17 protein-coding genes are annotated in these 26,002 nt (G+C 58.4%); 5 read left to right on the top strand and 12 right to left on the bottom strand.

Going from position 1 to position 26,002, the window contains the following annotated elements; all coding sequences use genetic code 11:
• Window positions 1-155: 155 nt before the first annotated feature.
• Window positions 156-512 (top strand): helix-turn-helix domain-containing protein, encoded by a 357-nt coding sequence (locus tag H7B67_RS21890; protein ID WP_185121990.1) that lies wholly within the window; start codon window positions 156-158, stop codon window positions 510-512.
• Window positions 513-530: 18 nt separating this feature from the next.
• Here H7B67_RS21890 and H7B67_RS21885 read toward each other — a convergent pair whose 3' ends face one another.
• Complete coding sequence (locus tag H7B67_RS21885) at window positions 531-2,636, bottom strand: ATP-binding protein (RefSeq protein WP_185121989.1); 2,106 nt, start codon at window positions 2,634-2,636, stop codon at window positions 531-533.
• Between the two features lie 130 nt (window positions 2,637-2,766).
• Here H7B67_RS21885 and H7B67_RS21880 point away from each other — a divergent pair, with 130 nt between their 5' ends.
• The 3 genes from H7B67_RS21880 to H7B67_RS21870 are packed head-to-tail and all read left to right on the top strand — an operon-like array spanning window position 2,767 to window position 5,753.
• A complete protein-coding gene (locus H7B67_RS21880; RefSeq protein WP_185122310.1) occupies window positions 2,767-3,495 on the top strand; it encodes a response regulator transcription factor in 729 nt (242 codons plus the stop codon).
• A 50-nt stretch (window positions 3,496-3,545) separates the two neighbouring features.
• Complete coding sequence (locus H7B67_RS21875; protein WP_185121988.1) at window positions 3,546-4,415, top strand: class I SAM-dependent methyltransferase; 870 nt, start codon at window positions 3,546-3,548, stop codon at window positions 4,413-4,415.
• 36 nt (window positions 4,416-4,451) lie between these two features.
• Complete coding sequence (locus H7B67_RS21870; protein ID WP_185121987.1) at window positions 4,452-5,753, top strand: CapA family protein; 1,302 nt, start codon at window positions 4,452-4,454, stop codon at window positions 5,751-5,753.
• 193 nt (window positions 5,754-5,946) lie between these two features.
• On the opposite strand, the gene H7B67_RS21865 is transcribed toward H7B67_RS21870, so the two are convergent.
• Entirely contained in the window at window positions 5,947-6,423 is a 477-nt protein-coding gene (locus tag H7B67_RS21865) for a MarR family transcriptional regulator (RefSeq protein WP_342592434.1), read from the bottom strand.
• 267 nt (window positions 6,424-6,690) lie between these two features.
• On the opposite strand from H7B67_RS21865, the gene H7B67_RS21860 reads away from it, so the two are divergent.
• A complete protein-coding gene (locus H7B67_RS21860; protein WP_185121985.1) occupies window positions 6,691-6,867 on the top strand; it encodes a hypothetical protein in 177 nt (58 codons plus the stop codon).
• Between the two features lies 1 nt (window position 6,868).
• Here H7B67_RS21860 and gyrA read toward each other — a convergent pair whose 3' ends face one another.
• The 10 genes from gyrA to H7B67_RS21810 form a co-directional block, all read right to left on the bottom strand.
• On the bottom strand, window positions 6,869-9,331 hold the full coding sequence (gene gyrA, locus H7B67_RS21855) for a DNA gyrase subunit A (RefSeq protein WP_185121984.1): 2,463 nt from the start codon (window positions 9,329-9,331) through the stop codon (window positions 6,869-6,871).
• Window positions 9,332-9,351: 20 nt separating this feature from the next.
• The gene (gene parE, locus H7B67_RS21850) at window positions 9,352-11,325 is read right to left on the bottom strand and encodes a DNA topoisomerase IV subunit B (protein WP_185121983.1); all 1,974 of its coding nucleotides are present in this window, start codon (window positions 11,323-11,325) and stop codon (window positions 9,352-9,354) included.
• A 122-nt stretch (window positions 11,326-11,447) separates the two neighbouring features.
• Complete coding sequence (locus H7B67_RS21845) at window positions 11,448-12,434, bottom strand: ABC transporter permease (RefSeq protein ID WP_185121982.1); 987 nt, start codon at window positions 12,432-12,434, stop codon at window positions 11,448-11,450.
• Window positions 12,427-13,401 (bottom strand): ABC transporter ATP-binding protein, encoded by a 975-nt coding sequence (locus tag H7B67_RS21840; protein WP_185121981.1) that lies wholly within the window; start codon window positions 13,399-13,401, stop codon window positions 12,427-12,429. The genes H7B67_RS21845 and H7B67_RS21840 overlap by 8 nt, the downstream gene beginning before the upstream one ends.
• A 27-nt stretch (window positions 13,402-13,428) precedes the next feature.
• Window positions 13,429-14,307, bottom strand: coding sequence for a GDSL-type esterase/lipase family protein (locus H7B67_RS21835; RefSeq protein WP_185121980.1), 879 nt, complete (start codon window positions 14,305-14,307; stop codon window positions 13,429-13,431).
• A gap of 301 nt (window positions 14,308-14,608) precedes the next feature.
• The gene (locus H7B67_RS21830) at window positions 14,609-16,408 is read right to left on the bottom strand and encodes an ABC transporter ATP-binding protein (RefSeq protein ID WP_185121979.1); all 1,800 of its coding nucleotides are present in this window, start codon (window positions 16,406-16,408) and stop codon (window positions 14,609-14,611) included.
• Window positions 16,405-18,192 carry an ABC transporter ATP-binding protein gene (locus H7B67_RS21825; protein WP_185121978.1) on the bottom strand — a complete coding sequence of 596 codons (1,788 nt, stop codon included), beginning with the start codon at window positions 18,190-18,192 and terminating at the stop codon, window positions 16,405-16,407. Before H7B67_RS21825 ends, H7B67_RS21830 begins: the two co-directional genes overlap by 4 nt.
• A gap of 290 nt (window positions 18,193-18,482) precedes the next feature.
• Entirely contained in the window at window positions 18,483-22,217 is a 3,735-nt protein-coding gene (locus H7B67_RS21820) for a dynamin family protein (RefSeq protein ID WP_185121977.1), read from the bottom strand.
• 10 nt (window positions 22,218-22,227) lie between these two features.
• The gene (gene nth, locus H7B67_RS21815; RefSeq protein WP_185121976.1) at window positions 22,228-23,025 is read right to left on the bottom strand and encodes an endonuclease III; all 798 of its coding nucleotides are present in this window, start codon (window positions 23,023-23,025) and stop codon (window positions 22,228-22,230) included.
• A gap of 160 nt (window positions 23,026-23,185) precedes the next feature.
• Entirely contained in the window at window positions 23,186-25,903 is a 2,718-nt protein-coding gene (locus H7B67_RS21810) for an S-layer homology domain-containing protein (RefSeq protein WP_185121975.1), read from the bottom strand.
• Window positions 25,904-26,002 lie beyond the last annotated feature (99 nt).

The raw sequence follows: 26,002 nt of genomic DNA, 5'->3' as shown, positions 1-26,002 counted from the left end.
GTAGCCTAAGAAAAAGATGGTCTAGGCCCTTGACATAGATACGTTTTGTATCATAAATTACTAATAGTACAACATGCCCTTTTACCCGATCCGGCCTAAAGGCCGGCAAATACGTCGGCAAGGCCTCTATTCCAAGGTTGCAAGGAGATTAAAACATGAACATGGGAGAACGTCTTCGGGAGCTAAGGCTGAAACGGAATATATCTCAAGAGGAAGTTGCCCGCCACATCGGCATCACCCGTTCCGCATACAGCCATTATGAAATCAACAATCGCCAGCCCATCTACGAGACGCTGATCAAGTTGGCCGCTTATTTCGACGTCTCCCTTGATTACATTATAGGCGGCAATTCCCCCTCCCAATCAAATATGTCCTACGAATTGCCGGACGCTACCGATTCCAAGGAAATACTGATGCTGCTAAGAGGGATGAACCACGAACAGCGAAAACAATCGTTAGGACTGCTGCATGAGATGATGAAAAAAGACGGCCGGGCGAACGGCAGCGGTTAACCGAGATTAGCCAAAATGCTACGAGGAACGCATGCGAGCCTCCTCTTCCGTATACAAAGGCAACCGTATCGTAAACACGCTTCCTCCGGATTCGCCGTTGCGCGCCGTCAGCTTCCCGCCATGCATCTCCACGATCTCTCGGGCAATGGACAGCCCGAGCCCGCTACCTCCGGAAGTGGAATGGCGAGACTTGTGATTATTATAGAAACGATCGAAAATAAACGGCAGCTCGCTCTCGAGGATGCCCGTACCGGTATCGACGACATCGATGATCGCCTGCCCGACAACGGGGTCGACCGCGAAATGAAGCGTAATGCTTCCTCCTTGAGGCGTGTGCCTCACCGCATTGTAAATCAGGTTGGCGAACACCCGATCCATTCGATGCTCGTCGATCAGCACCGACGCATGCCGATCGTCGTCGTCCGGACCGAAGCAACCGAAACCGATTCTTTTCTCCGTCAATTCCGGTTCGTACTCCGTTCGAAGCCGCTCCTGCCACTCCGTTATGGAAGCCGGCTCGAAGTTCATCCTTGTTTTTCTGGATTCCAGCATCGATAACTCGAATAAATCCTGAATCATTCCGTTCAGCCCCTCTACTTTGGTCAGCATAAGGCGAATCGTCTTCTCCCGTTGCTGCGGTTCGGCGATGATCCCGTCCCGCAGCGCTTCCAAATAACCTTGGAGAAGAGTGATCGGGGTTCTGAGATCATGGGAGATGTTGCTGATGAGCTGCCTGCGGGACTGCTCCATTCTCTCCAGGCCGATTTTGCTCTCTTCCAGCGCCAAGTACGACTTCTGAAGCTCCTCGGTTCGCTTGGCGATCCGTTCCTCCAGATGATGGTTCCACTCGGTCAGCTCTGTTTTCATCTGTTCGGCCCTTGAATACGTAAGCGAGAATTTGAGCGAGATCGCGAAGGAGTTCATCAGAATCAGAAGCAGCAGACCCCAGGAGACCAAATCGAGCGACTTCATCCATCCGTTATAGAAGAAGATATCGTTCATGACGGTCAAGACAAGCCCGACGGCCCCGACCATGGCGAGCTTCGCCCCTTCGCGGCGATGGAAGAGCGCCCGGCCCAGCCCGATCAAGCTGACAAGGCTCATGAGGATGACGTAGATTTGATACGCCGCGACGTAACGGCTGAAAGTAAGAGGGGGAAGCGCGACGCAAAGCGCCGCAAGCAGGATTCCCACGCCGGCGCTGAGCCGCAGCCACTTGGCGGATATCTCGTCCGGGTACATCTTCTGATAATAGGTGAAACCGAACAACGTGCTTAGCGCAAAAGCCGCGTATTCGATCCGCAAGGCGAACGTCCAGGTAAGGGAAGGAATCCACTGGGCGAACATTCCTTCGCCGATCGAGGCCATGCGGCATGCGACGCCGAAGCAAAGCAAAGCAAGGAACAGGTTGGTCGATTCTCTTCGCCTAAGAGCGAACAGGCCAAGATGATAAATGCCGATAATCGCGAGCGCTCCGAACAAAATCAATTCCTGGGATTGCAGCTTGAAGCGAAGGGATTGGATCTGACTCATCGTTCCGAGAATCAGCTCGGTCCGGATGCCTCCGTTGCGATGATGGTAATTCGCGACCTCCAGCGTCAGCTCCGTCTTCCCGCTCTGACCGCTGAAATACGCGATGGCCGGAAGCTGGTACGGAGTCGTTCCTTCCCGATCGTCTCCCACGACGCCCCGCGAGAACTGAAGCTGTCCGTTCACGTACAGGTTATAAGCGGTGGACAGGTTCGGCAGCCGAATGGCCAGCAGCTTATCCGTCGGGGAATGCAAGATCGTCAGCGAATATATGCCCCGGCCTTGCGAGGGCAGCTCGGTACCGTCCTTAAGCGGCTTCTGCCCCCACATCCCCGGAACCTGCATCCATCCTTCGATCGGCTCCGAAGCGCCGTCTCCCTCCCACTTAAATCTCCATTCCCCGTCCAGCGGAAGCATTCCGTCCTCTTCGAAGGAGCGATCCCGAATATCGAGGATGCCGTCCTTCGCTTTAGCATCGGGCTTTGGGTCCCTCATCGAGCATCCGACCGTCGCGAACAAGAAAGCAGCAATTAGCGCCGCAAGGAAAATAAGGCGGTACGACCGCCTCGCGAATTGAGTTATTTTGCCATTCATTACAATCTCTCCCGAAATTTCACCTCCCCTCATCGTAATCCCGCATTGATTCTGCGTCAACGCTTTAAGTATAATAAGTTCGTATGTACCGACGATTGTTTATTTTGCCATGGGGGATGAAGCAGTGAGCCTGTCTAACGCTTCTGTTCTCGTTGTTGACGACGAATTGGAGATTACGGAATTGATTGCGTTATATCTAGAGCGGGAAGGATTCCGCGTTCACAAGGCGGACAACGGGCCCGATGCGATCCGATTGGCCGATACGATCGCTCCCGATCTGATTATTCTTGATATCAACTTAGGACAACCCGACGGCATAGAGGTGTGCCGGTCCCTGCGCAAGGGTTCCGGAGCCTGTACCCCGATTCTTTTCTTAAGCTGCAAGGGAGAAGATAACGACATCATTCACGCTTTGTCCGAAGGCGGAGACGATTACATCACGAAGCCCTTCAGTCCCAGCACGTTGGTCGCCCGGGTAAGAGCCCATATTCGCAGGCGCCGAACTAGAGAACGACCGCCGGAGGCGCACGAATCGACGCTCGTCTTCGGAGAGCTGGAAATCGACATGCAGCGGTTCGAGGTCAGGCGGGGCGGCGAGCTTGTTCCCCTCTCCGTCAAAGAATTCGAGCTCCTGACCGTTCTGGCCAGACAGCCGAACCGGGTCTTCCCGCTGGATGAGCTGTACCGCCTAGTCTGGCATTCGGATAGCATGGGCGACACCCGGACCTTGATGGTTCATATCAGCAACCTTCGCAAGAAGCTGGAGCCCGATCCCATCAATCCGACCTACATACTGACGGTGCGAGGGTTCGGCTACCGTTTCTCCGCCGAGAAGGAATCGGCCAGAGCGGAAGCGTAACGCCGGAACCGGATACTACATTTCGATTGGAAAAGGAAGTTAATGGACACATGAGATTGGCTAACGAGTGGAAAGATTACGAACTGCTGGATACGGGTAACGGAGAGAAGCTGGAGCGCTGGGGCAACGTCGTTCTCCGCCGGCCGGATCCGCAAATTCTATGGCCCTTGCAGAAGGAAACCGCGCAGTGGCGCAACGCCGACGGTCATTACTACCGCAGCTCCTCCGGAGGCGGACAGTGGCAATTCAAGTCGAAGCTGCCGGAGAGATGGAGCATCGAATACGGACCGCTTAAGTTCCATATCAAGCCGACGAACTTCAAGCACACCGGCTTGTTCCCCGAGCAGGCGGTGAACTGGAGCTGGATGATGAACCGCATCAAGAATGCGGGACGTCCGATTCGCGTCTTGAATCTGTTCGCTTATACGGGCGGCGCGACCGTCGCGGCCGCGTCGGCAGGCGCCGAGGTGTGCCACGTCGATGCCGCCAAAGGAATGGTGCAATGGGCGAAGGAGAACGCGGAGCTGTCCGGTTTGGAATCGGCCCCGATCCGGTACATTACGGACGACGTGTTCAAGTTCGTCCAGCGCGAGCAACGCCGCGGCCGGCAATACGAGGCGATCATTATGGACCCTCCTTCCTACGGACGCGGACCGGGCGGCGAGATGTGGAAGCTCGAGGAGAACCTGTTCCCCTTCCTGGAGAGCTGCGTGAACATTCTGTCGGACAATCCGCTGTTCGTGCTCGTAAACTCCTATACGACCGGCTTCTCGCCTACGGTGCTGTACAACATGCTTCAAATGTCGATCGGCCGCAAGTTCGGCGGCAGCATCGACTGCGGAGAAGTCGGCTTGCCGATCACCGCGAGCGGGCTCACCCTCCCCTGCGGGATATACGGACGCTGGGAGAGCAAGGAATAAGCTTCGGCGACCGAAATTACGGAGGTACAACCGAACATGACGAACCTATCGTTCGTGCGCATAACGACCGGAGGGCTGCTTGCAGGCAGCCTTCTTCTTCTGTCGGCCTGTTCTTTCGATTCCGACCGCCCGGCGCGGTCGTCTCCTTCGGCATCTGCAATCGTCTCGCCGACATCATCCGAGACGCAACCCTCGACGGATACGCAGCCCTCGACCGATACGCAGCCCTCGACCGATACGCAGCCCGAAGCCTCCTCTTCCCCATCCGTTCCTGCCGTTCCCGTAACGACGGAAGCCGATCTTCTGGCGGTCGGAGATATTATGGTGCATTCCCCGCAATTGCCCTCTTATTACGATGCCTCTACCGACAGCTACGATTTTACCCCATGGTTTCGCAAGGTGAAGCCGATTCTGCAGCAAGGAGATTGGGTCGTCGCCAACCTGGAGACTCCCGTCGCGGGGAAGGATCTCAAGTATTCCGGCTATCCTCGGTTCAACGCTCCGAGCGAGCTGACGAACGCCCTCGTCGATGCCGGCTTCGGGATCGTCTCGACGGCGAACAACCATTCCCTGGACCGCGGCTTTGCCGGCGTCCAGAGGTCGCTGCAGAACATTCGCGCGTCAGGGTTGATCCCTTACGGCACCTCCGTCTCCAAGTACGATTCGGAGCGGCTGGTTATCGTCGAGAAAAACGGAATCAAGCTCGGCTTCCTGTCGTATACGTACGGTACCAATGGCATTCCGATCCCCAAGGGGAAGGAATACAGCGTAAACCTGATCTCGCTGCCGCAGATCCAAGAGGATATCCGCAAGCTGAAAGCTTCCGGAGCCGATGCGATCGCGGTCTCCCTTCACTTCGGGGTCGAATACCAGAGAATGCCGAATGACGAGCAGAAATCGCTGGCGCGCTCCGTGATCGAAGCGGGAGCCGATATCATTCTGGGCTCGCATCCGCACGTCGTTCAACCCTACGAGACGATCGAGGTCGACGATCCGGAGGAGGAAGGCGGCAAGCGCCAAGGCTTCGTCATCTATTCGATGGGCAACTTCATCTCGAATCAGAAGGAGGAATGGAAGGATGTCGGCGTCATCCTTCATCTGAAGTTGACCAAGACGGTTTGGCCGGACGGACGTTCCGACACCGACTGGGGCGATGCGGAGACGACGCCGACGTGGGTGAATCAGCGAGTCTCGGGCGGGCTGAAGCGGTATACGATTCTTCCGCTCGCGCAGACGTTAGCCGACTCGGCCAGCAAGGAATGGACGTCATCCGAATACGGCAAGATGCAAAGCTATCTGAACGGAATAAGCCTGCACCTTAAACGACTCTCGTCGTAAGAAGCAGGCTGAAGAATAAGGTTATCATAAATAACGGCATAGATTATTGTCTCATGCAGCTGCAACCCGAATTTCTCGGGTTACAGCTGTTTTAGGCCTTGGTTTCTGCTCTGCAACCCGAATTTCTCGGGTTACAGCTATTTTTGGTCTTAGTTTCTGCTCTGTAACCCGAATTTCTCGGGTTAAGAGCTGCTTATCCGTTGACCGCCTCGGAGCCCGCTCCGGTCTCGGAGACGGCGGCCGGCTCGCTTGCGGTGCCGGACGCTTCCGCCGGCTTGTCCGCCCCCTTGTCCGCTTGGGAGGACGAGCCTGCCGGCGGCTCCCAAGTTCCGGCTACCTTGCCGATCAGATAGATGAGAAGCTGCCGGTTATGCAAGGACAGTCTCTCCAGCGACCTGGAGACGATGTCGCTCCTAATCTTAAGCCCCCGCTCCGCCTCCGAACGCCCCAAGTCCGTCATGCTGACCCAAACGATTCTCCGGTCGTGCTCGTCGCGATCGCGGCGCACGAGACCGTTCCGTTCCATCCGATCCAATAGGGTAGTGATCGCCGCCGGAGTCGTCTCCAGGTAAGGAAGGAGATCGGATGGCTTCATCGGCTCGAATTGCAGCATAAGCTCCAACACTTGCAACTGTCCGGCCGTCAGCTGGGGCGCAAGTTCCGTTTCCATTTGCGTATTCCAATCTTTCGAAAGTTTTAACCAGCTTTTCACAAATTCCGCCGCCATCTCCATTCCATCTCCCTCCATATCCCGAACCATGCCTTCTCTTTATATTATACGCTTCGCCCCTGTCGAAAGATAGTTTAATGAAGTTAAATATTTACGACGTGAATCCTCATAATCAGGTACGATGCGACAGTCTAAGACATATACTGGTGACAGACCTTGTTGAAATAAACGGATACGTGCAGGAAGGCAATTCGGAGGGGAATGAGCATGAACCCGATAGACGAACGCAAGAAAATGATCGGGCGAATGGCGAAAGAAGCCGGAATATTGGAGGACCCACAGTGGCTGGAACGGCTAGACGAGCCGGTGCCTCTGTGGGTCGTATTGGATATGCTTCTGAAGTGGTTGGACCGCATGGAGCCGAGAGACGGCCCCTACGATTAACTTATAACGGCTTCGGGAACGCTTCCGTCAGCAGATCGTTCCGCTCGACCTGCGCCATCGCCTTTCCGTGCGACTTGCGATCGTCGATCGGCGCCGTCTCGGAGACGAATTCGATGGAAGTTCCGCTTGCCGCCACCGATTCGATGGTGACGGCTTCTTTGACGTAGAAGGCGCCGATCAGGCGGGTTCCGTTCGGTTTGACGCGCTTGCCTTCCTTGAACTCGAACGTCTGAATCCCCTTGCCGCCGCGTCCCTGCTGCGGATAATCGAACAATAGGGAACGCTTCGCATAGCCGTAGTCGGACAGAACGAGGATCTCTCCTTCGTCTCCGCTCACCGGGAAGCCGTCCGTCACCGCGTCGCCGTCCTTAAGCGAGATGCCGCGAACGCCTCCCGCTACTCGGCCTTGCTGGCTGACATCGCTCTCGAGGAAGCGGATGCTCATGCCTTGCTCCGTCACGAGCATGACCTCCGCGGAGCCGTCGCTGACGTAGACGTTGACGACCTCGTCTCCTTCCCCTACCTTCACGGCGGCGATCGCCGTGCTGCGGGTCGTAAAGTACTCGGCCAGAGGAGTTCGCTTCACTTGGCCGTTGCGGGTGACGAACACCAGAGAGGACGAGCTGCCTCCCTGCCCTTCCGCGTCCGGCCATTCTCCCGGCTTCACGTGAATAAGACTGACGATCCGGTCGTCCTTCGTCAGCGGAAGCACGTTCACGATCGCGGTCCCGGTATCCTTCCACTTGAACTCCGGAATCTGGTGAACGGGCAGCAGGAAGTATTGGCCTTTCTGGGTGAAGAGCAGGAGCGAATCGAGCGTATTCGGCTGGAGCCTCCAGCGAATGCCGTCTCCCTCCTTCACGCCCGAGCTGCCCATATCTCCTCCCGAACGGGTAAAGGACATCAGGCTCGTCCGCTTCACGTAGCCTTGACGGCTAAGCGTCACGATAACCTCTTCCGCGGGCACCGTGACCTCAAGGTTGACCTTGAGCGCTTCGACTTCGCCTTGAATGACCGAACGGCGGTCGATGCCGTACTTGGCGCGGATCTCGCCCAGCTCGTCCCGGATGACCCCGATCAGCTTCTTCGGGTTGTCGAGAATCGCCCGCAGCTGCTGCATCTTCTTCAGCGTGTCGCTATGCTCCTTCTCGAGCGACGTGATCTCGAGGTTCGTCAAGCGATACAGCTGCAAGGTCAGAATCGCGTCGGCCTGGCGCTCGGAGAACGAGAACTTGGCGACCAGGTTGTTCTGCGCGTCCTGCCGGTTCTTAGACGCTTTGATCGTCTCGATGACCGCGTCCAGCAGGTTCAGCGCCTTGACGAGGCCTTCCAGCACGTGAGCACGGTCTTCGGCCTTCTCCAGGTCGAATTGGGTGCGGTGAGTGACGACTTCCTTCTGATGCGCGATATACGCTTCCAGAATCGACTTCAGCCCAAGCTGCCTCGGAGCCTTGTTCACGATGGCCACCATGTTGAAGCTGTACGTCACTTGAAGGTCCGTCTTCTTCAGCAGGTAAGCCAGGATGCCTTCGGCATCGGCGTCCTTCTTCAGCTCGATGACGATCCGCATTCCCGCGCGCCCGCTCTCGTCCCGAACCTCGGCGATCCCCTCTACCTTTTTCTCCAATCTCAGGCTATCGATCGTATTGACCAGTCTCGCCTTGACGACTTGATAGGGAATCTCGGTGATGACGATCTGCTGCTTGCCGCCGCGAACGTCCTCGATGGCGGTCTTCGAACGGATGTACATGCGGCCCTTGCCCGTTTCGTAAGCTTCGCGAATGCCTTCTTCGCCCATGATAATGCCCCCGGTGGGCAGGTCGGGACCTTTGACGATCGCCATCAGCTCGGCCGTCGTCATGTCCGGCTTGTCCATGAAGGCGATGCACGCGTCGATGACTTCTCTCAGGTTGTGAGGCGGAATCTCCGTCGCGAAGCCCGCCGAGATGCCGCTGACCCCGTTGACCAAGAGGTTCGGGTAACGGGAAGGAAGCACGACCGGCTCCTTCGCGGTATTGTCGAAATTGTCCTTGAAGAGAACGGTTCTCTTCTCGATATCGCGAATAAGCTCCATCGCGATCGGCGACAGCCTTGCTTCGGTATAACGCATCGCCGCCGGCGGGTCGTCGTCCATCGAGCCCCAGTTGCCGTGTCCGTCGACGAGCGTATGTCCCATCTTCCACGGCTGGGCCATGCGGACCATGCCCTCATAGATGGAAGAATCGCCATGAGGGTGATAGTTCCCCATGACGTCCCCGACGGTCTTCGCCGACTTCCGGTACGGCTTGTCCGGCGTATTGCCTCCGTCGTACATCGCGTAGAGAATCCGCCTCTGCACGGGCTTCAGACCGTCGCGAACGTCCGGTATCGCGCGGTCTTGGATAATGTATTTGGAATAGCGTCCGAAGCGGTCGCCGACGACCTCTTCCAGAAACGCGGGTAAATATTGCTCCATCATGCTCATCGTTCTCCCCCTTTCCGAGGTTATTCTTCGTATTCGGTGAAGTCGACGTTATCGATGATCCAGCGCTTGCGCGGATCGACCTTATCGCCCATCAGGGTGGATACCCGGCGCTCGGCCTTCGCGGCGTCCTCGACTTGTACCTGCAGCAGGGTGCGCGATTCGGGATTCATCGTCGTCTCCCACAGCTGCTCGGGGTTCATCTCCCCGAGTCCCTTGTAGCGCTGCAGCTCGGCTCCTTTGCCGATTTCCTTCATGTAATTCTGCAGCTGCTCGTCCGTCCAAGCGTAGCGAACGGTCTCCAGCTTGCCCGACTTCCTCGTGATCTTGTACAGCGGCGGCTGGGCGATGAACACCTTGCCGTTATCGATCAGCGGCTTCATATAGCGATAGAAGAAGGTCAGAAGCAGCACTTGAATATGGGCGCCGTCCGTATCGGCGTCCGTCATGATGACGATCTTCGAATAATTGCTTTCCTCGACGTCGAACTCCGAACCGATTCCGGCGCCGATCGACGCGATAATCGCCTTGTACTCGTCGTTCTTCAGGATATCGACGAGCTTCGCCTTCTCCGGGTTCATCGGCTTGCCCTTCAGAGGGAGAATCGCTTGATACTTCGAATCCCGTCCCTGCTTCGCGGAGCCTCCGGCGGAATCGCCTTCGACGATAAAAAGCTCGTTGCGCGACGCGTCCTTGGACTGCGCCGGGGACAGCTTGCCCCCGAGGCTCGGGCTGTCGCTGCGCTTCTTGCCGCTGCGGATCTCGTCTCTCGCCTTGCGGGCGGCTTCCCGCGCCTTCGCCGCTTGCACCGCCTTGCGGATGAGCTGCTGGCCGACCTGCGGATTCTCTTCCAGGAACACGGCCATCTTCTCGGACACGACGGCATCGACCGCGCTTCTCGCCGAGGCGCTGCCGAGCTGGTCCTTCGTCTGTCCGACGAATTCGACTTCCGCCATCTTGATGTTGATGACGCTCATCATGCCTTCGCGGAGATCGTTGCCCTCGAGGTTCTTGTCCTTCTCCTTGAGCTGGCCGATCTTGCGCGCGTATTCGTTCATGACGCGGGTGTACGCCGTTTTAAAACCGGTTTCATGCGTTCCGCCGCCGCGAGTCGGAATCGAGTTGACGAAGGAAGCGATCGTCTCGGTATAGCCGTCGTTGTATTGAAGCGCGACTTCCACCTCGATCTCGTCCTTCTCCGCCGTGAAGTGGACGACGTCGGTCAGAACCGTCTTGTCCTCGTTCAGGTATTGGACGAATTGGCTGGCTCCGCCCTCGTAATGGAACGTCTCTTCCTTCCCGGAGCGCTGATCCCTCAGCACGACCATCAGTCCGGAGTTGAGGAAGGCGATCTCTTGTAGACGGTCCGACAGCGTCTCGTAGTTGATGTTGACGTTGCCGTGGAACACCTTCGGATCCGGCTTGAACGTCACCTTCGTTCCCGTCTTGTTCGTGTTGCCGAGCACCTGCAGGCCGCCTACCGGTTCGCCGACATGCTCCGTCCCGTTGTCGTCGATCCAAGTCTCGAAGCGCTGCTTATGTATCTTGCCGGCGTTATAAATCTCGACTTCCAGCCATTCCGACAGCGCGTTCGTGACCGAAGCGCCGACGCCGTGCAAGCCGCCTGATTTCTTGTAGCCTCCGCCGCCGAACTTGCCTCCGGCGTGAAGAATCGTAAATACGACCTGAGGCGTGGGAATGCCCGACTTGTGCATGCCCGTCGGAATGCCACGGCCGTTGTCAAGAACCGTTACGGATTGGTCCGCATGAACCGTCACGTCGATCCGAGTGCAGAACTTCGCCAGATGCTCGTCCACGGCGTTGTCCACGATCTCCCAGATCAGATGGTGGAGTCCGGCGGAGGTGGTGCTGCCGATATACATCCCGGGTCTCTTGCGCACCGCCGTCAGGCCCTCGAGAATCTGAATATCGTCCGCACCGTATTCCGTACCGGCCTGCGCCGCCGCTTCGGCGAATAGGTCTAATTGATCGGCCACGTAGGGTCCTCCTTGCTAGTCACTTCGCTTGATCGGGGAACTCGGCCATCCCTGGCAGCCGCATGACTCGCGGCCCTGAATTGGTTGACCTTGCCATTCCCGCAAGCTCACTTCGATTAATTCTAATTCAAAACATCGCGCTTCGTAAAGACCGCAAACGCCGTCGTCAGCGAAACAGCCCCCCAAACGGCCAGAACGACAAGGGAAAAACCGAGCGACATGCCTTCGATCGGAGGTGGCGTTCCCTGCAAATAAGACGTCAAATTCAGGTTGACGTTGAATAAATACTTGGCGCTGCTCCAGGAAGAAGCCATATTCGCCAGAATCGCTCCGGAGATCACCGCCGCCATCATCGTCACGAGACTCGCGGCCGCGCTCTGCAACAGAACGGACACCATGAAGGAGATCGCGGCGACGGTCATGGCGGAGAACCAAACCAGCCCCATCTCCATGAGCAGGTAGGCGCCTTGGGTAATGGCGTGCACGGACGAAGTCTCGATCGCCGTTCCGTTCACCCGGAAGCCGACGAATACGGGAGCGCCCCAGCCCTCATAGCCGAAAGCCAGCCCCGCGATAAGGTAGCTCAAGAGCGCCGCCGTCGGGATGATCAGAGAGACGTAGAGCGTCAGCGCGATCAGCTTGGACGTTAATATTTTCCACCTGCGCACGGGCCTCGTAAGGAGCATCTTGATCGTTCCCGAAGCTCTCTCCGAAGACACGAGGTCGGAAGCGATGGCGAGCACCATGAGCGGAATGAACATCGTAACCGAATTCTCCAGGAAAGTCGCCGTGAACGTCACCGCGTTCGGAGTATCCGGATTCACGTCGCGGTCAAGGTAGTATTGGAGCTGCTGAACGAGGGATCGCCGCCACTTCTTCCACTCCTCGGGAATCCGGTCGCTCGCGATGGCGTTCATGTTATCCGTGATTCTCTGTTGAACGACGGATCGCCAATCCGCGAACTTGGCCGCGTTGTTCTGCGAAATCTTCAATTGAGCGTAAACGAATATCGGAATGAGAACGAGCAGGACGAGCACGATGACGGCGAACCGCTTCTTTTTCCACACCTTCAACGTCTCGTTCTGCACGAGCGACAGCAGATTAGCCAACCGATTCACCTTCCGTCAGCTTCAAAAATAGCTCCTCCAGGGACGGGGCGACCTTGTGGACGGCCTGGACTCCGATCCCCTCTCCGGCGAATCGCTTGATCCACTCGGGAATCGTTCTCTGGTCCATCAAGGCGACGATAGCCCCCGGGAGTCCGTTCAGATAAGCCTCGTCGATCCGATGCTCGTTCTCGCGAACGAGCGCGACCTCCGGGCTCCCTTCTAGCAAGCTTCTCCCATCCTCGGGCTTGTCAAACTGCCAGACCGTATACGATCCCGCTTGCTTCACCAGCTCCTCGACCGGTCCCGTGGCAATGACTTCGCCTCTGGCGATTATCGCGACCCGGTCGCACATGAGCTGAATCTCGCTGAGCAGGTGGCTGGAGATGAACAAGCTCATTCCTTGATCGGCCAGCTCCCGGATAAATGCCCGCAGCTCTTTGATTCCCTTCGGATCCAGCCCGTTCGTCGGTTCGTCCAGAATGAGCAGGCGCGGCTTCCCCAGCAAAGCCTGGGCGATTCCGAGCCGCTGCCGCATGCCGAGGGAGTACGTCTTCACCTTATCGTGAATACGCTTGTCCAGATGGACGATCCGGGTCACCTCTTCGATGCGCTCGAAGGGGATGTCCGGCTGCATGCGGGCGAAGTGCTCCAGGTTCTCCCACCCCGTGAAGAAAGGATACATCTCCGGATTCTCCACGATGCATCCGACATAGCGCAAAGCGCGCTCCGGGCGGCGGTTGACGTCTTCTCCGCAGACGAGGATTTTCCCGTCCGTCGGCTTGATCAGATCGACGAGCATTCGGATCGTCGTCGTTTTGCCGGAGCCGTTCGGTCCCAGGAAGCCGAACACTTCGCCCGCCCTTACGTCGAAGGTGACATCGCGAATGATCGGTTTGCCCGAGATGACCTTTCTCACATGTTGAACCGACAGGATGACATCATTTGGCGCATGCGGGTATTCCGGCATCGGGTTCTCTCCTTGTAAGCGGCTTGTTCAATTCAGAGCTTGGTCGATCCGCTCCGCGATCCGGCCATACCCCATCTCATTCGGATGAAAATGATCGGAGGACAAATAGCGGGCGGCGTTGGATTCGAACAGGTCGTAGGTCGGGATGACGGTCGCGTTGCCGTCGAGCGCGGCCAGCTTCTGCGCATAGGCGTTCCACTCCGCGATCGTCTCGCTGATGCCCCGAGCCTCGGGTACGTCGTAGAACGGGTTGAAAAGGCCGACGTAGACGATTCTGGCGTACGGATTAATCCGTCTAAGCTTGCTAAACGTCGCCTCGAGCCGCGGCTTCGCCTCCGGAAGCTTGGCCTTGAGCCGTTCGGGCGATACGTCGCCTCCTTGGGCGATCGACCCTCCGGATTGGGCGATTCGGAACAAATCGTTGCCTCCGATCGTGAACAGGATAAGATCGGCTTGCATGACGGACGAAGCGTAACTTGGCTGCTCAAGCTGCTGGTTCAGCCGGGTTGCCGTAAGCCCGTTAATGGCCAGATTGCCCAGGAGCCGCACTTTTTTGCCGAGGGATTCGTTCAGCTTAACGATGGAATCGCGGACGTAGCCGTCTCCCGTCCGATCGCCCATGCCCCGGGTGAGGGAATCTCCGAGCGCGATGGCTTTGAGCTCCTGCTTGGCCGCCCAATCTCCTTGCGGAGGTCGAGCGGAAGCGGACGGTTCGGGGACCGCCATCCCATGCGAAGGGAACCAGGCATCCTTCAGAGACCAAACGAAGCCGGCGAGCATGAGGATGGCGCAGCCGAGCATCGTGAAGCCGAGGATCGGCCACAGCTTGGATGACGCTCTTCCGGGCGGGCGCGGGAGCGGATCGAATTCGGATTCCGTCTTGGAATCCTCCGCCAATTGAGTCACGGACCTCTAACCCCTTTGTCGTGAAATCGCGAATGCCCGCAGTTGGCCTTCGTGTCTATACAAGATACTCTTTCTTGTCGGGATTTTCAAATTTGGGAAAAGATGTGCGAAAATGCGTGATGGGGTACCCCGTCTTTGTGCGCGGAAGAAGTTGGGAACGAGAATTAAGGCTGCGTAAAGATAACGAATTTACCTGAGCGAAAGGGAGAAGCGGCATAGCCGCAACCGAGGCTTTATCAAACAAAACGCCCCAAAGTCATCAAAGATGACCTTGGAGCGGCCTTCCGGCGCCGTTATTCCCTTATGCCGATAAAAAACGGTATTGAGCGTCGATCAGGCTGCGGTAATGGCCGCCGAGCTTCATCAGCTGCTCGTGGTTGCCCTGTTCGATAATGACGCCGTGATCGAGCACGACGATCAGGTCGGCATGCCGAATCGTCGACAACCGGTGGGCGACGATGAAGGAGGTCCGATCCGCGAGCAGCGTGCGAAGGGCATCCTGGATGCGCAGCTCGGTCTCGGTATCGATGCTGGCGGTCGCCTCGTCCATGATGAGGATTCGGGGGTCGGCGAGCAACGCCCGCGCGAAGCTGAGCAATTGCCGCTGCCCCATCGACAGCGCGCTGCCCCGCTCCTGCACCTCCGTGTCGTAGCCGTTCGGCAGGTTCACGATGAACTCGTGCGCGCGCACCGAGCGGGCGGCGGCTTCTACCTCCGCGTCCGTCGCGTCGGGACGTCCGTAACGGATGTTGTCGCGGATCGTGCCCGAGAAAATGAACGTGTCCTGCATGACGATGCCGGTCTGGGTACGCAAATTGTCCAGCTTGATGTCGCGAACGTCGACGCCGTCGATCCTCACGCTTCCTTGGACCGTATCGTAGAACCGGCAAAGCAGGTTCACGATCGTGCTCTTGCCGGATCCGGTGTGCCCGACCAGGGCGACGGTCATGCCCGGCTCGATATGGAGGTTGATGCCGCGCAAAGCCGGACGATCCGGCTCGTAGCCGAATTCCACGTTGTCGAAGACAACCTCTCCTCTCGCGGCCGGCAGCTCGATCGCCCCTTCCTTTTCCGCCACGACGGGCTTCTCGTCCAAATACTCGAAGATCCTCTCCGCCGATGACATGGAGATCAGAAGCTGCGAATACATCTGTCCGAGACGCGTGATCGGTTCCCAGAAATAGCTGACGTACGTGATGAAGGCGACCAGGACGCCGACCGTCATCTCGTCCGAACGAATCAAGTGCGTTCCGTACAGAAGCAGAATGAGCGTGCCGGCGGCGGAAGTGATCTCGATGACGGGACCGAACAATTGGTTCAGCGCCGACGCGAAGTTCCACGACCGGATGTTGCTTCGGTTCATGCCGTCGAAGAAGCCGATGTTCTCGTTCTCTTGGGCGAAGGCTTGCGTGACGCGAATCCCCTGAATGCTCTCGTTAAGATGCGAGTTGATGCGGGACTGCTTGATGCGCACGGTCTGCCAGGCGAACCGGATCTTTTTGCGCAAGGAGGTCGACACGATGAACATCAGCGGCACGGTGATCATGACCGCCAGACCCAGTTTAAAGTTAAGCGTAAGCAGGATAATGATGATGCCGAAAAGCTGGGCGATATCGATGGCCGAGTTGACGACGCCGTTCGTGAACAGGTCCTGCAGCGAGTTGACGTCGTTCGTGACGCGAACGAGCACCGAGCCCGCGGGCCGCTTGTCGAAGAACCGGAAGCTCAGGCTCTGAATATGCTTAAACAACGTGTTGCGAAGATCGAAGATGACCTTCTGGCCGATCTCGTTCGTCTTCATGATCGTATAGCGCTGCGCCCACCAGCGTAGCAGGTACATGGCCAGCATGATGCCCATGATTCCGAACAAAAGCCCTTTGTCGCCGGCACCGTCCTCCGGGTTGATCGCCCGGTCGATCGCAAGGCTGATGAGGAACGGAATGGCCAGCTTCGTCAGCATCCCGAACACCATCATGACGAAGACGACGCGGTTCACGTCGCTCCGGTAAGGCTTGACGAAGGTGAACAGGCGGCCCATCTGCTTCCAGTTGAACGCCTTCTCGATCAGCTCGTCGTCTTGATACTGGAACTGGCGGCTCATCCCGACACCTTCCTCTCCTGCCCTCTTGCCGTCTCGAGCCCTTCCGGGCGGTCGGCGTATTGCGTGTTGTAGGTCTCCCGGTATAACCCGGGTTGTTTAATCAGCTGGTCATGCTTGCCTCGCTGCGCGACGCGCCCTCTGTCGAGAACGAGGATCTCGTCCGCTTGCCGTAGAGAAGAGATCCGGTGCGCGATAATAAAGGTCGTTCTGCCCTTCATCACCTGCCGCAACGATTGCTGGATCGCATGTTCGGTCTCCATGTCGAGCGCGCTGGTGGAGTCGTCGAGAATGAGAATTCGAGGCTTAAGCAGCAAGGCGCGGGCGATGGCGATTCTTTGCTTCTGGCCGCCCGACAGCCCCATGCCCCGCTCCCCGACGATCGTGTCGTAGCCGAGCGGCAGCTCCATGATAAAGTCGTGCGCCTGCGCCAGCTTGGCCGCCCAGGCGATCTCGTCGTCGCTTGCGTAGGCATTGCCGTAAGAGATGTTCTCCCGGATCGTCGTCGAGAACAGGAACGATTCCTGGAACACGATCGCCGATTGGCGGCGCAGCGTCGCCAGATCCAGGTCGCGGATATCGACGCCGTCCAAGGTGATCGAGCCGTCTCCGACGTCGTACGCCCGCAGCAGCAGCTGCACGACCGTCGATTTGCCGGAGCCCGTTCCTCCCAGCAGGCCGATAACCGACCCCGGCGGGGCGTCCAGGTTAAAGCCGAGCAAAGCGGAAGGCTGATGCTCGTGGTTCGGGTAGCGGAAGCTGACGTCGCAGAATTTGACGTGGCCGCGAATCCCCTCGTCGTCCAGCTCGATCGCATGCTCGTTGTTTTTCACTTGGATCGGTTTATTCAGCAGCTCGAGCAGTCTCTCTCCCGCCGCTTTGGATTGCGTGTAGTTGTTGATCTGGAAGCCGAGGTTCCAGAGGGGAGCGACGATCATGCCGAGCATCCCGTTCATGGAGACGAGCGAACCGAGCGTCAGATCGCGATTGATGACCATGATTCCGCCCACGAGGAGCAATAAGATAACGCTTGCATTGGCGATAAATTCGATGGCGGGAAAATATTTCGCCCAGACGGCGGCGAGCGTGAGATGATTGTCCCGGTAATTCTCGTTGCCTTCGCGGAATTTCTTCATCTCATGCTCTTCGCTCGGGAACGATTTGACGGTTCGCACGCCCATGATGTTCTCTTGAACGTTGACCGTCAGACGGCTGACCGCCGCCCGAATGGAGCGGAACACCGGATGAATGCCCAGCTCGAATTTGACCGCGACGTACCCGAGGATCGGAATGATCGCCATCGTCATGAGGGTCAGCCTCCAATCGATGGTCGCCATCATGATGAAGCCGAACAAGACCAGAAAACCGGTGTTCATGAGCTGAGCGAAGCCGAAGCCGATAAAGTTGCGAATTCCTTCGATATCGGCCGTCAAACGGGACATCAGGTCTCCCGTTCTCGCCGTGTCGTAGAAGGAGAACGACAGCTGCTGCAGCTTCTTGTAGCTGGCCTGCCGAAGCCGATAAGCAAGCCGATTGCCAAGTCTGCCCCCGCTAAAACCGTGAACGTACTGACTGCATGCCTTGAGGACGATAATTCCTACCGCGAGCAGCGCGAGGCCCGTTAAGCCTTCGTATTCGCCCGGGGTAATCATGTCGTCGATCAGCACGCGAAGAAGCAGCGGGTAGACGAGCCCCAGCGCCGTGGCGACGGCCAGGCCGAGAACGGAGCCCAGGAGAAACCCTTTGTCTTGCCAGAAAAACGTTTTCAAACCTCGAAAAACGTTCAAAACAGCCACTCCTCCTTGATGTCGGTTACGAGCGAAGTTTAACAGGATACGCCTCCCCCTTCAAACGGCATAGGGATGGATATGGGAGCCTTAGAAGGAAGGAGCTTCCTTGAGGACCATGGATGCCGGAGTATTCTCCCGAATGATTGGATATCCTCCCTTACTTCCCGAACTGTATTTCCAATATGGCGCAAAAGGACGCAAATCAAAGAAAAGGCCTTCCTCCATCGAATAAACGATGGAAAAAGGCCGAATATCAGGAATAAACGTCAATTGGCATTCCGGTTCGCCTATGAATCATTTTCATGCGCATTTGGGGTACCGGAGGCGGACAATCGAATCTTCCTCCACTGCTCCTGAAGAGCAGCCAGCTTAAGCTCGTCTCCCGCTTCTCCGAGCGTCTCCTCCAGTCCTTGCGCGAACGCCGTCAGCTCGCTGGCCAGGCCTTCCGCCGCGCGCGCCGAATCCGCGCGGAACGCCTCTCCGGTCGCTTCGCTCCACTGCCGTTTCACTTGCTCCAGCCAGCGATCCGCTTCGCGGAACAGCTCGGCTTCGAGCTCATCCCGAAGCGCGGCCTTCGCATTCTTCTCGAAGAAATGCTTCGGACTGCGGAAGGCGTTCCATAACCGCTTCGCGTCCACGTTCAGAGCCGTCGGGAACGGTTCCCCGAGCGGGAGCTCCAGCTTGGACCTCGCGGGGGCTTCGGGGACGAAGCCGTCCAGTGCAGCTTCCGCCGCTTCCTCGCTTATCCTTGCGGATACGAGCTTGTGAAGGGCATTCTCCATCCGCAAACCCGCCGAACGAAGCTCCTGCAGCAAGTCCTCTCCTACGCTTCGCTGAAGATCCGCCCAGCAGGCCGGAAGGAGCTTCTTCAGGTCCCTGCCGTCATCCTGCAGGACCGAAGGATGAAAGGCGGCCATGAAGTGCTCGTTGAAGCGGTACTTCACCCGCTGCCTCGAATGATATAGCTGGTCGCCCATCTCTTGCAGAATCGGCTGGACGGCCGCATCGTTCTTCGAAGATTCCATGCGGGAACGAAGCTGCCGCGCCTCCTCCAGCATCCGCTGCTTGCGCGCTTCTCTAGTGGCCGTGTCCTCGTTGGCGGATTCCAATAGCTTGGAGAGCAGGCCGTCGATGCGCTCCAGCTCCTTCTGGGCGCTCGCTACGGCAAGTCCCCCCAGCTCCTCCTCGGAGAAGTGGCGGAACGCCTTCTCGAAGGCGGCTAGGCCCGACGACTGAAGCGCGGCCGGCGAACGCTCCCGCTTCGCCTTCAGCCCGTTCAGGCTCGAGACCGGATACAGCCTCGGCTTGCGGATGCCGTGCTTCAGCAATTGCGTTTCGACGTGCCGGGCGACGGAATCCAATTCCTCTTGCGAGGAAGCCAAGTCGGCGGCGTTGATGATAAAGAACATTTTATCCAGCTCGAAGACGTCCTTGACGCTGCCGAGCTGATGGAGGAAGCTGCGGTCCGCTTCCGTAAAGGCATGGTTGTAATAGGTCACGAACAGAACCGCGTCCGCGTCCTTGATGTATTGGAAGGCGACGCCGGTATGCCGGGCGTTGATCGAATCCGCTCCCGGCGTATCCACGAGCACCGCTCCGCTTCTCGTGAGCGGAGAGTCGATATGCAGGTCCGCGGAGGCGACGAAGCACGAGGCCTCCTCCTCCGCGACGAAGCGGCGGTACTCCTCCTCTTCCGCCTTCAGCTCGAGGCCCAGCTTCCCCCCGTACCGGCTCCAGCCGGATTCGGCGGCCCGAAGGAACGCGAGGTGCGGCCTCCCCTTCGGATGGAGCTCATCCGGCGACATCCGCGCAGCCAGCTTCAGCAGCGCAGCGATATCGTCTCCCGCTTTGGCGATCTCTTCCGACCCGATACCGACGCGGCCCAGGGAATGGGCGACATCTTCTTGCATCGCTTCCGCCGTCTTCATCCGGATCAGCGCCGTCCCGTGCGGGTAGCCTTCGCTTGGAGGTACGATCCGATTGATCGTCGCCGTCGTCGGGTTCGGCGAAACGGGCAGCGCGGGCATGCCGACCAGCGCGTTGGCGAACGAGGATTTGCCCGCGCTGAACGCGCCGAACAGGGCGATCGTGAAGCGGTTGTCCCGGAATCGTTCCGCTTTGGCCTTCAATCCTTCCGCTTGCTTCATAAGCGTCGGGAACGGCGCGAGCAAGCCCGCGGCCTGCTCCAGAAGCTCTGCCGCCCCTTGTTGGGCTCCGATGTACGCCGTCTCCGCTTCGTCTTGAGCCGGCGAGGCCGCCGCGGCCCCCGTGTCCTCGGACTGGGCTTCAACGGAGCCCGGTGCCTCCGCGGCCCGCATCCAGTCCGCATGCCGGTCCATCTGTTCTCCGCCCAGCTCGTGCACGGCCGGCAGCGCCGTCCCGGCAACGCCCGGCGCTTCCGGGAGCAAGTTGAGGAGCCGACGCTCGGCCTGCAGCTCCTCCTCTTCCAGCGCGGCCAACTGCGCCGCCGCCTCTTCGCCGGACGACAATTCGCGAAGCTCGGCGGTTAGCCGCTTACGCGTCTCTTCCCGCGCAGGCTTCCGCAGCTCGTCGAGCTCGGAAGCGAGACGCAGAGCTTCTTTTCTCACCTGGGCCTTCAGCGACGAGCTGAGCTCGGAAGAGAAATGAAGCGTCGCCTGGCCGTCCGCGCTGGCGCCGGGCTTCACTTGCGAGCGGATCCACTCCGCCGTTACGTCGGGAAGCAGCTTCTCGAGCTGGGCCTCCAGAGCTTCTCCGTCTTGGCCGATCTCCTTCGCGTCCTGCCGAAGAAGCTCGGCCACGTGCCCGTGCACGTTCGCCGCCAGTTGCCCGTTCAGGTCGCGAACGAGCTCCCGGAGCCTGCGCTCTCGCTCCGCCTCGGTCTTGGCGGCGCCCCCGAACCAGCCTCCGGCTTTAAAGCCGCTCTGCAGGCTCTCCAGCACCTCTCTCGCGCGTTCGCGCGTCTCCGCGGGAGTGAGGCTCGCATTGCTCAGCAGACGATCGAGCCGGTCGCGGAACAGCAGCAGCCGGTTCTCGCCCTCGTTCTCCAGCTCCTCGAGCCGCTTCTCCAGCTCTTGCCGGGCTTCGGCCAGGCGAGCGATCTCGTCCAAGCCTCCGGCCTGCTCCGCCAGGCGGTCCCGCTGCTGCGAATGTCCTTGCTTCAAGTGCTCGCGGAACTGCTCGGCGAGATACACCGCCGAGCGTCTTGCGCTGCGGAGCATAAGCGGCTCTCTAAGCGGCTTCAGGCCTTCGATGACGCTATTCAGCTCTTCCCATTGCGAGAGAGGATGCTCGGGCACCCGAAGCGACAAGAAGAGAATGCCGGCGGGCTCGATCCGCCAATTGCCCATCGCCTGTCGAAGACCTTCGCGGAAGGCGGAGAAGCTGACCTCCTCCTCCCTGTGCTTGTCGATCATGTTCACGATGAGATAGGTCGGTTTGCCCCAACGATGGAGCGTTCGCATAAAACGGAAGTTGACCTCGGAGAGAACATGATTGTAGTCGCTGACGAAGAAGACGACGTCGGCGAGATGAAGCGCCGATTCCGTAGCGGCCCGGTGGGCGCCGTCGGTCGAGTCCACCCCCGGCGTATCCACGAGCGCCAATCCGCCGCGCAGCAGAGGGACCGGATAGGTCACGTCGATCGAAGCGACCCCTTCTCCGTCGATGGCCAGATCGTTCAAGCGCTCGACGGGCAGGTTCGGCGTCTCGGCAATCCGGCCGTCCTTCGACCGGAATAATACGTGGGCGCCGGGCTCTCCGTCCCTGACGGTGACGACGTTCGCCGTCGTCGGAATCGGCGACGAAGGCAGCAATTGCGCGCCCATCAGCGCGTTGACCAGCGTGGATTTGCCGGCGGAGAAGTGTCCGCAGAAGGCGATGGTCAACAGCCCTCTGTCCAGCTTGTCGGCGAGTTCGCCGAATTTGTCCCGCTGAATCTCGTCTCCGGCCGCGCCCGCCTGCTCTCCCATTCGGCGAAGCGCGTCCCCGTAAGTCGATAATTCTATCCACTGCGTATCCGTTCCCTGTCGTGTCATTCCCATTTCCCTTCCCCTATAAAGAAGCGTCCGAAGACGCTTGATCCTTTAGATTCTCGGCCTTGTTCTTGCTGCCGGCGGAGACGGTCTTCGGCTTCGCCTTTCCGCTATCCTTGGCTGTCTTGCCTGCTTTGACCTCTTTGCCGTTCTTTCGTGCCGGAGCCGGCTTCAGCGCGGCCTTCATCCGTTTCTTGCCCTCCGGGCAAACGTCCAGAAGCGGACAGAGATCGCACCCAGGATTCTGCGCCTTGCAATGATATCGGCCGAAAAAAATAAGCCGATGGTGCGTAATCGTCCATTCTTCGCGGGGGACGAGCTTCATGAGCCTCTTCTCCACTTCGAGGACGCTGTCGTCCGCCTTCGCGATGCCAAGCCGTTTAGAGACGCGCTCGACGTGGGTGTCCACGGCGATGGCGGGCACGTCGAACGCGTTGGACACGACGACGTTGGCCGTTTTGCGGCCGACGCCCGGCAGCTCCGTCAGTGCCGAATGCTCTCGCGGCACCTCGCCGTCGTAGCGGTCGATCAGGATTCGGCTCAGCTTCTGAATATTGGCCGCTTTGTTGCGGAACAGGCCGATCCGGCGAATGTCGTTCTCCAGCTCTTCCAGCGGGACGGCCAAATAATCCTCCGGCTTGCGATATTTCTCGAACAGAGCGGCCGTTACCTTGTTAACGGTCTCGTCCGTACATTGAGCCGACAGCAACACCGCTATCGTCAGCTCGAACGGATTGCGATGATTCAGCTCGCAATGCGCGTCCGGGAACATCTCGGCGATCGTATCCAGTATATGCCTCATTTTCACGGCGTTCATTCGATTGCTCCACTCTCTCTATCAGAAAGGAATATAAAAGACGAATTTACCTACCAAGTGTACCGAATCTTTGAACGAGCGGCAACACCCCGGGAAGAAGAAAAGACTGTCTCCGAAGCCCGAAGGAGCTACGAAGACAGTCTCTAATTCATGGAAACGATTAAGCTTTCACGATCTCGACCGCTTTGCCGCGCAGGACGTAGACCGTTACGGAATTCCCGTTCGTCAAGCTGGTGAGAGCAAGCGTCGTATCTCCCGTGTGAATATAAGCCGTAGAGCTGACGGACACGCTGTCGTCGGCGTTCGTGCCGGACTTGAGGAAATGAAGCGTTCCCGTCTTCGCGTCCGCGTACCAGACCGACTTCGTGACCGGAGCGATGACGGTGACGACCGTCTGCCCGAGCTCGTTCGCGCGCACTTCCACCCGGTCTTCCGCTTGAACGGAAGCCAGCGAACCGGTCGTCGTTCCGTTCTTCGTCACGATGACGTTGGCGCCCGCGTTCAATGTCGTCGAGGCTCCGCCGAACGGCACGACCGCGATCGTTCCCGCGCCGGCATCTACGGCAGCGACTTTGCCGAGGGTAATGCGTACCTTCGTCACCGATTTGAGCGTGTTGCCCAGTACGGACACGTTAATCGTACCGCCTGCCGTCATCGCGCCGATAGTCGTGGCGGCTCCGTTCTCGTCATATAAGGCGACCGAGGAATCGAGCGTCCAAGTCGTCGCGACTCCCGTCGTCACGTTCTTCGCCGTCAGCTTGTTCGCGGTCGCGTCGACCGACACGACTTCGAGCTGCGCCTTCTTCGCTACTTGAACGGAGACGACATTGTTCTGATCGCCGGACAGATAGGCGGTAACGACGTCTCCTACCGCGATACTCGAGTAAGTCGCGTTAGTCGTGCCGAAAATTTCGACCGCCGGAGAACCATAGGTCAGCGATTGGGTCGTACCGTCGGAGAGCTTAAGGGTCAGAACACGGGCGGTCGTATCGTTGGTGACGACGGTGCCGCTATACTTCGATACGAAGGAGATAAAGTACAGGACTCCTTCCGAATGCCCAATGTCTACCTTGCGGCCCTTGACGAAATAGTATTGGGCGTTCGCCTTGGTGATCGAAGTGCCGTTGTAATCGTAACGAGTGCTGTCGTTGATCTTGTATGCGTCCGTGTTGCCGTTCGCATCCTTGATGACCACGATGCCGTCATCCGCGACGTAGGAAGAGATCACTCCGCCCGTTAGCGTTTGGATCGAGCGATCCGAGACTTGAATGCCGGTCACGACGCCGGCGTCGTTCAGCGTTAACTGAACGTGATCTCCCTTGAACAGATGGCCGAGAGTCGCGTCCGCCACGCCGGCGATCGAGACGGTTACGTTCTTGTCGTAGAACTTGGCTTTAATGTCGCTCGAATTCGGCGCCGTCGTATACTGGATCGTCATCTCGGTCGTATCCGCCTTGAAGAAGTATCCGGTAACGGCTTCCGATGGAGCCTTCGTAATGACGATCTCCGCGAATTGCCCGTTGACGACCTTGTACGAGATGGAGGAACCGGCCTTGAGCTCGGTTTTGTTGACGTATTGGCCATCCTTCTGGATCGTTGCCGTAGCCGCGATATTCCTCGACTCCGCAACGCCGGTGGCGTCGTCCTTGACCATCAGGGTGCCGAGAGCCGAATCGTAGCTTACGATCGATCCGTTGCCGGTTTTGTTGACGGTCGACGTCGTCAGGGCGACGGCCAGGATTTTCTGGGAAGAGCTGAAATTATCGATGATCAGCTTCACTTTCGCATTGGAAGGAATGTCGGTCAGGGCGATCGCGTTCCCTTCCGAATCCGTGACGGATGGCGCGTTCGCGGCATCGAACGAATAAGAGGCTACCTCTTCCCCTTCAAGAAGGGAAATAAGGCTCTTGCTCGAATTGACGACAACAAGCTCGCCTTCGACCGTCTTCACCTGAGCCGTGTCGTCCAATTGCTCGGCGTAAGCGGCCGCGCCGTCTCCGGTGCTAATAACGAGCGCTTTGCCGTATGGCTTCAAGCCGTCGATAGTCAGCAGCTTCTCGCTGTCTGCACGGGAGAACAGGGTGCTATCCGTAACGGCATAGTTCGTAATCGTTCCGTCGGAATGCAGCATCTTGAGCTGAGACGGACTGACCTGAAGCCAGATTCCGGTCGTTTGTCCCGAGAAAGAAGTCGAGATGGTCGACTCCGCGCGGCTGAACAAGGTCGCCGCGGACGCGCGGGTAAGCGTCCCCTTCGGATCGAACTTGTTGCCGTCGATGCCTTTGACGAGGCTGTTGCTTACCGCTACGTTGACGTAGCCGAGGTAATCCGAGCCGATCGAGGTATTGTCCGCGAAGGAGGTCGCCGAAGAGGCGGCGGCCGTCGCGTCCGCTTCCTTGCCGATCGCGCGAACGAGCAGCCTCGACACCCATTCGCGGGTGGCCGGACTGCTTCCCCATGCCTTGCCGGACTCCTTATTCGCCAGCTCGAACTCTTCCGTCATGTTCAACAGCTTCTGCTTAAAAGCAAAGTTGACGTAGGACTTGAAGTAATTGTCTACCGAGAAGGTGTCCGGGAACGCGACGACGGCGCTCGAGTCCACTTTGTCCTCCATTCCCATGAAGCGAATGGCGATGACGACCGCTTCCTGGCGGCTTAAAGACTTATTGGGCGAATACAATCCTTTATCGTCGCCTTTGACTAAGCCCTGCAGGGCAAGCTTGGCGATGTGCTTCTCCGCCCAATGCCCCGCCGCCACGTCGGAGAAGGGGGTCGTCGCCGCAGAAGCGCGAGGGGCATGGAACGCCACCCCCGTCCACACCAATGTCAATATCACGATCAAGCCGATCCATGACTTACCTCGCAACGCTATCGCCATATCTCTATCTCTCCTCTATTCGATTGTTTTGCTTAAGCAATAACGCGGCCAGCCGCTTAAACGCCGAAGAAGCTTATACGAATTCCGAATGATTGCCAG

Source organism: Cohnella thailandensis (assembly GCF_014212135.1).
In the GTDB taxonomy this organism is placed as follows: domain Bacteria; phylum Bacillota; class Bacilli; order Paenibacillales; family Paenibacillaceae; genus Cohnella; species Cohnella thailandensis.
Note: the sequence above shows the minus strand (reverse complement) of the source record. Positions and strands in the feature narration are given on the sequence as shown.